13 protein-coding genes are annotated in these 12,784 nt (G+C 37.4%); 7 read left to right on the top strand and 6 right to left on the bottom strand.

All coding sequences use genetic code 11. The annotated features are described in order from the left end of the window. Nucleotides 1-37 precede the first annotated feature (37 nt). Nucleotides 38-1,084 carry an amidohydrolase family protein gene (locus EXM22_RS14730; RefSeq protein ID WP_149487248.1) on the top strand — a complete coding sequence of 349 codons (1,047 nt, stop codon included), beginning with the start codon at nt 38-40 and terminating at the stop codon, nt 1,082-1,084. Between the two features lie 34 nt (nt 1,085-1,118). Further along, the gene (locus EXM22_RS14725; protein WP_149487247.1) at nt 1,119-2,051 is read left to right on the top strand and encodes an AEC family transporter; all 933 of its coding nucleotides are present in this window, start codon (nt 1,119-1,121) and stop codon (nt 2,049-2,051) included. On the opposite strand, the gene EXM22_RS14720 is transcribed toward EXM22_RS14725, so the two are convergent. The 6 genes from EXM22_RS14720 to EXM22_RS14695 form a co-directional block, all read right to left on the bottom strand. Next, entirely contained in the window at nt 2,044-2,817 is a 774-nt protein-coding gene (locus EXM22_RS14720) for an MBL fold metallo-hydrolase (protein WP_168203538.1), read from the bottom strand. The two genes, EXM22_RS14725 and EXM22_RS14720, sit on opposite strands and share 8 nt — an antisense overlap. Next, on the bottom strand, nt 2,807-3,070 hold the full coding sequence (locus tag EXM22_RS14715) for a hypothetical protein (RefSeq protein ID WP_168203537.1): 264 nt from the start codon (nt 3,068-3,070) through the stop codon (nt 2,807-2,809). The genes EXM22_RS14720 and EXM22_RS14715 overlap by 11 nt, the downstream gene beginning before the upstream one ends. A gap of 383 nt (nt 3,071-3,453) precedes the next feature. Next, the gene (locus EXM22_RS14710) at nt 3,454-4,293 is read right to left on the bottom strand and encodes a carbohydrate ABC transporter permease (RefSeq protein ID WP_149487244.1); all 840 of its coding nucleotides are present in this window, start codon (nt 4,291-4,293) and stop codon (nt 3,454-3,456) included. A gap of 3 nt (nt 4,294-4,296) precedes the next feature. Next, the gene (locus tag EXM22_RS14705) at nt 4,297-5,232 is read right to left on the bottom strand and encodes a carbohydrate ABC transporter permease (protein WP_149487243.1); all 936 of its coding nucleotides are present in this window, start codon (nt 5,230-5,232) and stop codon (nt 4,297-4,299) included. 122 nt (nt 5,233-5,354) lie between these two features. Next, nucleotides 5,355-6,635 carry an ABC transporter substrate-binding protein gene (locus tag EXM22_RS14700; protein ID WP_168203536.1) on the bottom strand — a complete coding sequence of 427 codons (1,281 nt, stop codon included), beginning with the start codon at nt 6,633-6,635 and terminating at the stop codon, nt 5,355-5,357. 411 nt (nt 6,636-7,046) lie between these two features. Continuing rightward, nucleotides 7,047-7,838, bottom strand: a complete 792-nt coding sequence (locus tag EXM22_RS14695; protein WP_149487241.1) for a DeoR/GlpR family DNA-binding transcription regulator — start codon at nt 7,836-7,838, stop codon at nt 7,047-7,049. Nucleotides 7,839-8,603: 765 nt separating this feature from the next. Between EXM22_RS14695 and EXM22_RS14690 the strand changes: the two genes are divergently transcribed. The 5 genes from EXM22_RS14690 (at nt 8,604) to EXM22_RS14670 (ending at nt 12,774) form a co-directional block, all read left to right on the top strand. After that, the gene (locus EXM22_RS14690; protein WP_149487240.1) at nt 8,604-10,076 is read left to right on the top strand and encodes a xylulokinase; all 1,473 of its coding nucleotides are present in this window, start codon (nt 8,604-8,606) and stop codon (nt 10,074-10,076) included. Nucleotides 10,077-10,093: 17 nt separating this feature from the next. Continuing rightward, entirely contained in the window at nt 10,094-10,825 is a 732-nt protein-coding gene (locus EXM22_RS14685; RefSeq protein ID WP_149487239.1) for a triose-phosphate isomerase, read from the top strand. Next, nucleotides 10,822-11,319 carry a secondary thiamine-phosphate synthase enzyme YjbQ gene (locus tag EXM22_RS14680; RefSeq protein WP_149487238.1) on the top strand — a complete coding sequence of 166 codons (498 nt, stop codon included), beginning with the start codon at nt 10,822-10,824 and terminating at the stop codon, nt 11,317-11,319. Before EXM22_RS14685 ends, EXM22_RS14680 begins: the two co-directional genes overlap by 4 nt. 66 nt (nt 11,320-11,385) lie before the next feature. Further along, nucleotides 11,386-11,889 carry a YjbQ family protein gene (locus EXM22_RS14675; RefSeq protein ID WP_149487237.1) on the top strand — a complete coding sequence of 168 codons (504 nt, stop codon included), beginning with the start codon at nt 11,386-11,388 and terminating at the stop codon, nt 11,887-11,889. Between the two features lie 291 nt (nt 11,890-12,180). Further along, the gene (locus tag EXM22_RS14670; RefSeq protein ID WP_149487236.1) at nt 12,181-12,774 is read left to right on the top strand and encodes an SIS domain-containing protein; all 594 of its coding nucleotides are present in this window, start codon (nt 12,181-12,183) and stop codon (nt 12,772-12,774) included. The last annotated feature ends 10 nt before the right edge of the window (nt 12,775-12,784 follow it).

The following is a 12,784-nucleotide window of genomic DNA, read 5'->3' as shown; positions in this document are numbered from 1 at the left end:
ATGAGAATAATCCACAAAATTATATAAGGAAGGCAAAATGAAAAAAGAATTATTTCCAATGACAGATTATGATAAGATGATTTATAATACAGAGCTTTCTGATTATCTTCCCGAGAGAATGATAGACATTCATACTCACGTCTATTTGAATAAGTTCCGCGCTAAAAAACCAGAAGGTATAGTCAGGGCTGTTACCTGGCCATCCCTTGTTGCAGAGCATAGTCCAATAGAAGAACTGCTTGAAACATATAAAATAATGTTTCCCGGTAAAAGAGTCACTCCTTTAATTTTTTCCAGTATCAAAAGAGGTGATGATGCAGATGCTCAAAATGACTATATTGCACAATCAGCTGCAGCCAATAATGTCCCAGCACTCTTATATTCTTTCCCTGAATGGAACATTGAAACCCTACATACAAAATTAGAACAGGGAAACTTTCATGGTGTAAAGGTATACCTGAACCTCTCTCCATCCTATATTCCTGAAGCAGAAATTAGAATTTTTGATTTCATCCCTCATCACCAATTGGCCTACTTGAATTCTCACAAAAAAGTCCTGATGCTTCATATCCCTCGTAACGGTCGATTGGGAGATCCTGTCAACCTTGCTCAGATGATTGAGATTGAAGAAAGATATCCTGATATCAAGGTAATCTATGCCCATATAGGAAGAGCCTATTGCCCTGAAGACTTTGGAGATGCATTCACAATCCTGAAGAAAACAAAACATTTGAAATTTGACTTTAGTGCAACGACCCAGGATGAAGCGATCTATCGTGTATTGGACTGCGTGGGGTCTGACCGGGTTATGTTTGGCTCAGATCTTCCCATTCTACGTATGAGAATGCGAAGGATTTGTGAAGATGGAAATTATGTGAATATCGTACCCAAGGGGATGTATGGAGATCTCTCGCAAGACTCTCATATGCGGGAAGTCGGCGTACCTGAGTCTGAGAAACTCACCTTTTTCATGTATGAAGAACTTCTTGCTTGTAAGCGTGCAACCAAACGTTTCGGAGCAACTCCAGATGATATCCAGAGAATATTCTACCGCAATGCTGCAAAGCTTTTGGATATAGAATAATAGCATCTCTTCTTACATTATTCGGAGTTATCTCATGTATATTCTGAGCATCCTTGCCCCGGTTCTTATTATAGTCAGCCTGGGTAAGGTTCTATTTGAAATCAAATTTCTTGATTCAGCCTTCTTCTCTGGTTGTACAAAGATCATCTTCTGGGTTGGTTTACCTGCCCTTATGATTTACAACATTGGCAATGCAACCTTTTACATTTCTGTAGTCCAGAAAATAATAACAGTCCTGTTTATATCGGTGTCCATCATCATCGTAATCAGTCTTATTTCATCTGGATTTATGCAGCTAAGCAGACAAAAAAGAAAGACATTCATACATACTAGCTTCCATTGTAATATATCATATATTGGATTGCCTATTATCTTTTTTTCTCTGGTTCCACAGGGGGGTGGGAACGAGCTAACAGAGATAGCCAGTATGGCTGCAGGAATTATGATTCTATTTAATAATACACTGACTACAATAATCATGAACTGCGGAACCAAGAGACTGACACCCCTGAATATTCTGAAAATCTTAAAGAAGATAATACTCAGCCCAATCATTCTAGCATGTATACTGGGTTTTACCATATCCATTTATCATATCAGCCTACCCCATGCTATAAACCGGGTTCTTCTAGCCCTAGGTAATATGTCATTACCATTAGCCCTTATTGGCGTTGGCGCAAGATTGGATTTTAAGGATATCCATAGCAACCTTAAAACAGCGATTTTCGTATCCGTGATGAATGCTCTCATGTTGCCAGCAATAGGATATCTAATCGGAAAAAAACTCTCACTTACAAACGGTGAGATGCTTATAGCTCTTATTTTCTTGGCAGGGCCGGCCGCATCATCTTCATTTATCTATGCCAAAGAGATGAACGGTGACCCGATCCTTGCCAGTAAGGTGATATTGATAAGCACACTATTGTCAGTGATTCCTCTCTCAATAATCCTCTATCTTTTCATTTGATTGGAATAAAGGATAATGGTGTCGGCTTTAATATGACTATCTCTGGATCTATGGCTCTCATCTCTTCAGTAAACTCATCTACAGAGACCCTTATGCCGGCATTCTCCAGGGGAGTATCAAAAAAGTCAAAATGTGAAGGGATACAGTATTGAAATGAGAAAATACTATGCAAATCTGTCATAAATTCAGGAGTTCTTCCTGATATTGAGACTATTAAATAATCAGTTTTCTTACCATCTAACTCAGATGCTATGTAGTTAGCGCTTCCAAGTATAAGAAAACTGGTGGATTCGACTTCCACTAAGAAAGCCCAAGTACCTCCTTCCAGAAATTCATGCCGCATTAGTAATCGCTCTGGAATATCGTCATATTCTCCGGGATAGAGACAGGGTAATTTATGAAGGGACGGTATTGGTGTGACCACAAAAGGCCCACAGGAGTAAGGAATATAAGAAATGAACTGATTGATTCGATCCTCTGGAACAGAGCAACTTTTCAGACTGTTACAGGAGGTTAAAGATCCATAAACTGCTGCACCGGTAATCTCTACAATCTCAGGAATATCAGCAAGATGATCCCAATGGCTGTGTGTCAGAAAAATCGTATCCGCTTGATGAATATGTCGACGTACGGTTTGCTGATGAGAACAGGGCTCATCAGCTCTCGTCCTACTGACATATGGATCAATAAGGAGGATATTTCCTCCAACTGAGAATTCAAATCCATTGATTCCTAAGTACTTTAATTTCACTTCATTATTGTCCAAACCAATCCTCCATACAATTTTTTATAGAAATATAATTTTCTGGAGTACCCTCTTCTTGATAAGAAAATTCAATTATCATTTTAGTAATCGTCTCCGACAAAGCATGTACATTTTCAGAATCAGTATACATATCAGTTATGAACTCTGTGGTATCAAGGATGAGTGTTGCTTTATCCTTCTGTAATTGTTTACTTGTCGAGAATATAGGGATCAACTCCTTTGTTCGCTCTTTTAACATATCTATAGTATCCAAGATCATCTGTATAGAAGGAGATGTCATACAATTAAGAGTATTGATGTCATCAAATGAATGATATGCATGAATCGTATCGGGAGCGGCTTCATCAGACCATAAACGCCACTGGATGGGATAATGTCCCAAACCAGGGTTCTAATAAGGGTAAATTGTCACAAAACTGAACAATTTGTTTACTATAGAGATCATCAGTATTCTTCTCAAAGATCACATCAAAAGAGTTACAATTTGCAAACAGGTCATTAAAAACCCGAGGAATTATGAGCAAGGCCAATGAACCCTCATTCGTTAAGACCGATCTCACCATGCTGGACCGCTTCTCTCTCCCTTGAAATTATAGATCAATGACACATTGTGTTTCTTCCATGATCAATTAATAGCTAACCTTTCACTCCTCCCTCGAGCATTCCTCTCATAATATATTTTTGAAAAACAAAGAACAGGAGAACTGGTATCCCGATGTAATATATGACCCCTGCCATAAGTTCACCCAGAAGAATATTTTGCTGTATATCAACATAGGCACCATTAATCTTCACTGCTAGAGTAGTCTTCAATGAGCTTAAAAACAATGCTGGCATGATATAGTTCTGCCAGGTAAACTGGAAGGCAAAGATTGCTGTTATGATAGTGCCGGACTTTACTAGAGGCATCATGATTTGGAAGAAAATTTGAAAACGTCTAGCACCATCTATGCGAGCTGATTCCTCAAAGGATTGTGGGATTGTTGAAAAAAACTGTTTATAGAGGTATATCATAAAGGGAGCGCCACCCAAACCATAGATCAACCACAGAACATGTTTATCAGTCAATCCCATATTCTTAACAAGAAGATAAAATGGAATAAGAGTAATAACATAGGGTATCATAATTGAAGAGAGTACAATAGTGAAGAATAGGTTATTCTCTTTGATATGAAACCGTGCCAAGGCATACCCGGCCATAGCACTCGATAAGGTACAAGTAACCGTATACATCACAGCTACGATCAATGAATTGTACACAAATCTCAAATAATCGATTCTTGTAGCAGCATTGAAGTAGTTTTCAAAATGTAGCTTTTCTGGAAATAGTTTCCCAGTTTTCATAAAAATCTCACTCTCAGCTTTCAAAGAGACACTGACCATACTGATGAGAGGTAAAAAGAAGAGTAATAGTAGAACACTTAAAACAACATATTTTGCGGACATTATCAGTCTTTTCTGTGACTTGGTTTCCATAGATTACTCCACCTCTGAATAGGTCATTTTTTTGACCATGCGTGTATAGATCAGGCTGAACATAAGCACAATAATGAATGTTACCCATAATACTGCAAACCCATAAGCTAAACGACCTTTATTAAAAATGAGGTCATACCCTTTCGCAAGTATGAAGAACGTCTCTTTTGGGGGAGCCTCAGCAGTAACTTGAGCACCACGTATAGCTGCAGGATTGAGGATATAAGGCAGAATAAAAACTTGCATTCCATAAATAAAACTAACAACCATCTGAAAGGCGATAAAAGGACTGACAAAGGGTATAGTAATGATCATCATTTTTTTTACATAGCCCGCACCATCGACAGATGCGGCATCATAAAGATCCCTTGGAATAGTTGAAAGTCCTCCAATGAAGATAAGCATACTCCAGCCTACTCTCCAGAAATTCGCCATGAGAATCGATAATAAACCATACTCACCAAGCCAGCTCACATTCTCAGAAATCAGGTGTATCTGTGTGAGGAATATATTTAATGTTCCCACATTCTTATCCAGAAAAACTCGAAATATCCAACCTGTAGCGACGATAGGAATAACATAGGGAAGATAAAACATGACCCTAAAAAAACTTTGCATTATGAAATACTTCTCAACAAGCATTGCCAGTATAAAACCTATTAGCACCTGCAAGATTGTAGTTAAGAGCGCAAACAGCAATGTATATGTGATAGAAACAAATATAGTTGGATCCTGAAAAACTGTTATATAGTTTGCAAAACCTACGAATTTTGTTTGAACAGAAAATGCCATCTGATTTGTGAGACTGACTCTAAAACCCCAGAATATTGGAATCAATTGAAAGATTGCAAAACCAAGAATCCATAGAGACATGAAACAGTAGAAGGATAACCTCTTTTCCTTCTCAATCAGATTCTTTCTATTCTTTTCTTTTACCATTTCACAGGCTCCTAAAAGTTGAGTAAAAACAATATATTACGTGTTTTATCAAGGTTGTTAGATAGACAACACAGGGTTACTATAAAAATAGTAATCCTGTATTTCAGAACTCTTAAGAAGGGTTATTCACCAACTTCTTCTTTTCCAAAAGCAAAAGCTTCATTCATTGATTTAAAGAACATATCAATAGCACCATCCTCAGTCACTTCATTTCTTAAATAGGCATTTTCTGCTGCTTTCCAGTTGCCCGCATAGACATTATTTCTTGCATACCAAGAAGTTTGTGGAGGCATCATATATTTAACCTCTTCCATTGCAATATCTTTACGTACTTTGTTGAAATCATTATCATATGGAAGTAATGTTTGCAGAGACTTTAGAGGAGGGATTCCCCATCCTGTTTCAGCTCGTTCTTTTCCAGGCTCACCAGCCATGTACCATTCAAATACTTTAAATGCTTGATCCGGATACTTGGTCTGTGAACTTACAATAAATCCAGTAGCACCTAAACTATTTGTTACTCGCTTTCCGCCCTTTTCCATAACAGGAGCAGGTGCCCAACCAAACTTTTCATCATATCCGTCAACAGCACTACAGGATGCACCATACCAATAGCCTAATTGGACCATGGCAATATTCCCTGCCTGAAACGCAGACCCTGCCCAACCACTAATAGGGTTCTTCAGATTACTGCTAATTCCTTCTTTTCTCCATCTCAGGAAAGTTTTCCAGATATCTCTCACTTCTGGATCATTATTCATTTTGGATTGTCCATCAGTGTGTAATTTTTTATTAATCATATATGCCATATCACCCGCCATATACAAAAACCAATTCCCGTGAACTTCAGTACCAAACACACTCGCATCTATCGCAGAAAGTTCCTTCGCCAACGTTTCGAATTCATTATATGTCATCGGTTCAGTTGCACTGGGGTACGGAAGGCCTGCTTTATCAAATAATTCTTTATTATAAGTAATAGCAGTAACATTGTTATAATCTTTTGGTAAGCCATACCATGAATCTTCAAAGAGGTAAGCCCCTGAGCCTTCAAGATCAATATCATCTTTCAGTAATTCGCTGGAATTAATATAGTCTGTTAGGTCATAGAGCATCCCTCTCTTCACGAAATATGGAACTTCAGCACCACTTCCTAAATTTATAATATCAGCAGATGAACCACCAATATAATCAGCAATCCACTTAGTCTGATCCAGGTCTTCTCTAACTACCTGAATATTGGGATTTTCAGAATTCCAAGACTCAATCCACTCATCGGTGAAATCACTTGCTGGAGACATTATCCTCAATGTAACAGGTCCGTTAGCAGTTTCATTTTCTCCATTAGCCCATAGAAAACCAATACCGCTTATAAGCAGTATAAAGACAATAATCTTTTTCACCAGTTCCTCCTTGTGATAGACCATTAGACATGGCTTAACTTCAAATTATCACCATATCAGTCGGTTGTCAATTTTTATTATTCTTGAATTAGTCAAAATATGAACGAAACGGCCATTTTTAGGGTTTTGATAAAAAATGTAATTCCTTAAATTTAGGAATACTTAATGCATAGATAATATTATTTTACAAATACAACTAATTATTCAAAAATCTCTGATTTATTCATTTTATAGCAATGGAAATAAGAAATAATGAGAAATTGATTCCCATGACCTCAAAATGGTCAAACGTTGGAGAGGTTCACAATTATTAATTCTAAAAGTAAATATACTTTAGACTAATAAGGAGTGTTTTTTGATTGAGTAGTTAAAATTTTTGCAATAGTTCCCTAATCAGAAAACCTAGTAGTTCTAAACGATAGTTTCATCGGTAATCACCAAAGGAAAACCTGCCTGAGTGAAAATCTCTGCAGTTTTATCTGCTAAGTTCCAGTCGGTAACAACATTCTTTACTTCGTCAGGCTGGGCATATGCCATAAAAGATGTTTTTCCGAATTTAGTGGAGTCACAAAGGATATAAGCCTCATCAACATCAGCTAAGATAAGCTTATTCAAGGTAGAAGTCCGCTCATCAGTAGTCATGAATCCTTTCTGAATATGTACTCCATCCACCCCCAAAAAGGCTTTAGTGATATGAAACTTGCTAATGATTTCTTCTGAGATTGATCCGCAAACATCCAATCTCGGAAGACGTACTTCACCACCAACTAATATAACCTTACAATACTCTGCCAAAGGATCAAAATTAGCTAGAGAGTTCGTAATAACAACAAGATCTTGAAATTCCTGCTTCTTTATCCGGTTGATCAAAGCCATAGCAAACTGGTGGATTGTAGTACCTGAATCTAAGTAGATTCGGTCACCTGAAGTGATAAGTGACGCGCTATAATTTCCTATTGAGACTTTTTCGTGCAGTTGTTTCAGCTCTTTACTTTGATAAGAAAACTCATTCAGAAACTGTTCAGTTAGTTGAACTCCTCCATGTACACGAATAACCTTCTGGTCTTCTTCTAGCTTCGAACACATTCTTCGCGCAGTTGTTTCAGAAATATCTAACCATTTTGAGACTTGTGAAATATCTATCCGTTTATATATCTGTAGTAAATCTAAAAGTTTCTTTTGTCTTTTCTCGATTTTTGACATAATTAAACATCCTATAAATTAGTCATTTTTGACAGTTAATGACTGAATAGCTCATTTTATCAGAAAAATAAATTTGATAAAAAACTAACATCAGAGCTTCAGTGGTTAATGCAAAAAAATTGCAACAGAACTTTTACTCTGAATACCTTTTTCATAACCGCCTTAAGTACAGTTTTTGGGTGAATGATAATCAGATAGCTGTACTGATTGCCACAAATATCTGGACTAAGAGTATGATTCTCTTACCATTACTGTCAATAGAAAAGATAGCTTACTACTCATATAGCTTTCTGCCACATTAATATGATCCTAGTAATTGTAAACGAGAGATATATTTTAAATACTATCACGTATATTGCTAAAGGTTTTTAATCTAACTCTGAATGATGGGTTTTGACGACATTGAGTCTGAAGGTGTTTCATTTAGACAATTTCTTAAATACATCCCTATAAGAATAACTTGAATTTACCCATTACTATACACCAATATTTCATATACAAACTAATTTTGAGACCCAATATTAGTTGATTCAACCATAAAATAAAATTTAATTAGCAAAATAGCCTTAATTATGAATGAATCACCCATAATATGCTTGACTCAATCTTAAAATGGTAAAATAATAGATTAAATCAGAACATCCTAATTAATATATGAGTCAGTTGAAGAGCATTCATAGTCTGGTAATTTAAAAGAATAATACTAGGCATCGACGAACTCAGAATTGATAATTTTTCAATAGAAAACACAGGAGCTTCCTAATAATGATCAAAAGAGACAAAGGTGATCTTCTTATTGGATTTGATCTTGGCACGAGTACCATAAAGGCACTGCTTTCAAATACTAATGGTAAAATTATCGAACAGACCAGTCGTCCAGTTAATTTACACCACCCAGCCGAATCCAGGGTTGAAATAGACCCTGAGGGCTATTTCCAAGACATATGTTCGATAATTAGAGAATTTGTTAAAAATACAAATCAAGCTGAAAATATTAAAGCCCTAAGTTTCAGTGGTGCCAGCGGGAACACAATAATCCTTGATGAGAATTACTTACCCCTGGACAATGCTATCAGCTGGATGGATAGGAGAACAGCTGGAACAAAAATGGAACTCTGGTCTGAACTTGACCTGGAAAAATTGTATTACTCCACGGGATGGCCTTTCAAAGGAACTTTTCCATTAGCCCACCTTTCATGGTACAAGCATTACAAACCGGAATTATGGAAGAAAACAAGGCATTTTTCGATGCTCAACGACTATATCTACTACCGCCTCTGCGGACGGCTGGCAGTTGATTATTCTAAGGCAACGACCTTTTTTCTATTTGACCAGGTTAAGAGTCTTTGGAACACATCTCTTCTTGATTTACTAAATATTACTGACAATGATTTGGCAGAAATGCTTCCATCAGGAACTGCTTGCGGGACTATAATGCCAGAAATAACTGAGATGACAGGACTTCAAACTAAAACTCAAATTGTAACTGGTTCCTTTGACCATCCCTCTGCAGCCAGAAGTACTGGTGTTTTTGAAGAAGGGAATGTATTAATCTCGGCAGGAACCTCATGGGTGGCATTTTCACCTGTCAGGAATAGAGAAACCGCATTGAAATGGAAAATGTTGGTAGACCCCTTTCTATCCCCTGCCGGCTGCTGGGGATCGATGGTTGCTCTGACGGGAATTGCTGAAAAGATGGAAGAGTATCTTGTAAACTGTATTGGATCCAATGAGGATGAATCGCTATTTGCCAGATATGACCGTTTGGCATCGGAAGCGGAACCAGGGGCTGATGGATTGTACATTGAACTATTCAAACAACCCTATATCCAAATGAAGGATCAATTAAAAGATATCCAACCTAAAAACATCGCAAGGGCACTTATGGAAGGAATAGTATTTCTTATCCGGAACCGAATAGAAAAACTTACCAGTCTGACAGGTAAGCCGATTGATAGAATTGTGCTAACAGGTGGTCCTACAAAAAGTTCTATCTGGCCTTCCATACTAGCCGATGTTTCTGGCCAGCCAATTGTCATCCCAGAAACAGGACAGCATGCAGGAGCCATGGGAGCTGTTATGCTCGCAGGAATTGGTGTTGGCCTATACTCTGACGAACATGATGCTTATGAGCAGACCAAATCTCAGGAATTGATAATTGAACCAGACCCGGTTCGCAGTAAACTTTATCAGAAAATATATAAAGACTATATAAAACATTTTGAAATAGACAGCTGAATCAATAGGAGATTGATATGAATAAAAGAGAAATACAGAAAATATTACCTAAACCCCCATTTTTTGAAACTAGTGTAAAAAACTATATTTTTGGAGATGATGTCTATAACTATGCCCTGGCAGTTGATGCTGCGGCCAAGAAGTATGACGTTGATGCAATTTTTATTGCTCCCTATACAGAAATCAGAAGGATTGCAGAAAATACAGATCGTATTTTTGTATTTGCCCCCTATATGGATACCTTAAAACCGGGCCGGGGAATCGCAGATGTATTACCCGAAGCTATTAAAAGTGCAGGGGCAAAAGGTGTCATGCTTAACCACTGTGAAAGACCCATGACCCTGCCTCAAATAAAAAGAACCATAGACCGAGCCAACGAGCTTGGCTTGATTACTTTTGCTTGCGCTGATTCCATTTCAGAGACAAAAGCAATTGCCCAGTTTCAGCCTGATATTATTAACCCCGAACCAAGTGAGCTCATTGGAACAGATCAGGCAAGTAATATGGATTATGTGGTAGAGACCCTCAAGGTTGTCAAAGAAATTTTTCCAAATATTTTAGTAGAACAGGCAGCAGGAATAACAACTGGTCGTCAGATATATGATTTCATTATGGCTGGAAATGACGCTGCAGGTTCCGCATCGGGAATATTGAACTCTCCAGATCCTTACAAACTACTGGATGAGATGGTATACAACGTCAGAAAAGCAAAAGATGAACTTGAGAAATCGAAAGGACATAAGAAATGAAAATAACAAATGAAACAATTAAAGTAAAATCTACAGGAATGAGACCAACTTTTCATACCCTTACCGAGAAAGTAAAGGAAATTGTAGAAGTTTCACAAGTGAAAAATGGTATGTGTCTGATCTATTCACGTCATACCACATGTTCTGTAATGATCGATGAAGACTCTTTTGACAAAGCTTATACAGGTATGACATTTCTTCAACAGGATCTCACAGATGTATTTGAGAAAATAATCCCGACATGCCGCAAAGAAGGACAGTACATGCATCCCGGGCCGGAGCTTACAGTCTTTGCAGCCGAACATGGTGAAGATAAACCAGGAACACTCAACACTGATGCCCATCTCAGATCATCTATTGTCGGGCGAAGCGAGACCATCCCGATTATAGAAGGGAATCTGGAATTGGGAGAATTCGGGCATATTTATTTTGTTGATTTTGATCATACTCGTGCTCGTGAACGAAAGGTATATGTACAGATTATTGGTGAATAACCTTAACTTCAATGATAAGGAGCATCAAAATAAAATTCTGTTTTTTAAATATTAAGGAGAAATAATATGAAAGTATTAAATGAAAGATTTGAAATGCAATCAGATGGTCTGCATCCTACGTTCCATGATGTAACTAAGAAGGTAAAAGGGATGGTAGAAAATTCAGGTATTAAAAATGGAACTTGTGTTGTCTATTCTCACCACACAACATGTTCTGTAATGACCCAGGAATGTTCCCATGACAAGACATATTTCGGACTAGAGTTTTTGCAACAGGATCTTTGTAATGTTATGGAGAAACTGATACCCACTTGTCGGGTCGAAGGGCAGTACATGCACCCAGGGAAGGAACATATAGATTTTGCCATGAGCCTTGGTTCTGAAGAAGGAGAGTGGACAAGTCTGAATACAGAGGCACATCTCCGTTCTGTTTTTTTTGGACGATCAGAAACTATTTTGATTGTAGATGGAGAATTACAACTTGGTGATTTTGGATACATCTATTTTATAGACTGGGACCAAGTTCGGGCTAGAAAGAGAACTTGTCAGGTTCAGGTTATGGGAGAATAGAGAGAAACCATTATTACACTTCCTTACCTGGCTTGTACATCATTGCAGACAGGTTAAGGTAGTAGAAGAAATAGAGAGCTCCCAATTAATAGTACCTAAAATAAAAGTTTATTGATCGGTCTTTACTATATTTTATCATTCCCTTGGGACAAATACATCCCAGAAATGTGAGCCTTCATCTTTAAACCAGAAATGATGATATGATAACTGCAATATTTAGTAATAAAATGTGAAGAGTATGAAATAGAGGAATCTGATAAATAATTAAGGATTATCAGGAAAGGGTAAATAATGAAACTTAGTTCATGGGGATATGCCAAAGAATCATTTACAATTGAGTCTAATGCTATTAAACAAACCTTTAAGGCCATCAATAAAACTGCTTTTGAGAAAGCAGTGGATGTTCTTAGTAAAGCTGAAAGAATTGCTGCCAGCGGATGTGGCCATTCGGGTATAGCCTGTCAACATTTTGCCCATTTGATGTGCTGTATTGAGCTACCTGCAAGATTTATTTCTCCATCCGAGGCAGTACATGGAGCCAGTGGATTTTTAAAAAAAGGGGATGTTATAATATTAGCTTCGCGAGGTGGTAAAACTTCAGAATTACTTCCAATTATGCAAATTTGCAAAAATAAAGAAGTGACTGTCATCAGTATTACAGAGAATATGGAATCCCCTTTGTCTTTAGGTTCAGATATTGTAATCAAGATGCATGTCCAACGAGAAACAGATAAATATAACAGCCAGGGTACAACCAGTTTTGTGGTATTATCAGTGATATTTGATTCCCTGCAAGCTGCGCTTATAGAGGAAATAGACTATCAGGAAAAACAGTTTGCACTCATACATCCTGGAGGTGCTGTAGGAGAAAAACTAAATAGATGAATACAGTAAA

Origin of the sequence: Oceanispirochaeta crateris (assembly GCF_008329965.1) — a bacterium.
Classification (GTDB): domain Bacteria; phylum Spirochaetota; class Spirochaetia; order DSM-2461; family DSM-2461; genus Oceanispirochaeta; species Oceanispirochaeta crateris.
Note: the sequence above shows the minus strand (reverse complement) of the source record. Positions and strands in the feature narration are given on the sequence as shown.

Excerpts from the sequence above, each read along its gene's own strand:
- EXM22_RS14730 (WP_149487248.1), top strand. The coding sequence starts at position 38 with ATGAAAAAAGAATTATTTCCAATGACAGATTATGATAAGATGATTTAT.
- EXM22_RS14725 (WP_149487247.1), top strand. The coding sequence starts at position 1,119 with ATGTATATTCTGAGCATCCTTGCCCCGGTTCTTATTATAGTCAGCCTG.
- EXM22_RS14710 (WP_149487244.1), bottom strand. The coding sequence starts at position 4,293 with ATGGAAACCAAGTCACAGAAAAGACTGATAATGTCCGCAAAATATGTT.
- EXM22_RS14705 (WP_149487243.1), bottom strand. The coding sequence starts at position 5,232 with ATGGTAAAAGAAAAGAATAGAAAGAATCTGATTGAGAAGGAAAAGAGG.
- EXM22_RS14695 (WP_149487241.1), bottom strand. The coding sequence starts at position 7,838 with ATGTCAAAAATCGAGAAAAGACAAAAGAAACTTTTAGATTTACTACAG.
- EXM22_RS14690 (WP_149487240.1), top strand. The coding sequence starts at position 8,604 with ATGATCAAAAGAGACAAAGGTGATCTTCTTATTGGATTTGATCTTGGC.
- EXM22_RS14685 (WP_149487239.1), top strand. The coding sequence starts at position 10,094 with ATGAATAAAAGAGAAATACAGAAAATATTACCTAAACCCCCATTTTTT.
- EXM22_RS14680 (WP_149487238.1), top strand. The coding sequence starts at position 10,822 with ATGAAAATAACAAATGAAACAATTAAAGTAAAATCTACAGGAATGAGA.
- EXM22_RS14675 (WP_149487237.1), top strand. The coding sequence starts at position 11,386 with ATGAAAGTATTAAATGAAAGATTTGAAATGCAATCAGATGGTCTGCAT.
- EXM22_RS14670 (WP_149487236.1), top strand. The coding sequence starts at position 12,181 with ATGAAACTTAGTTCATGGGGATATGCCAAAGAATCATTTACAATTGAG.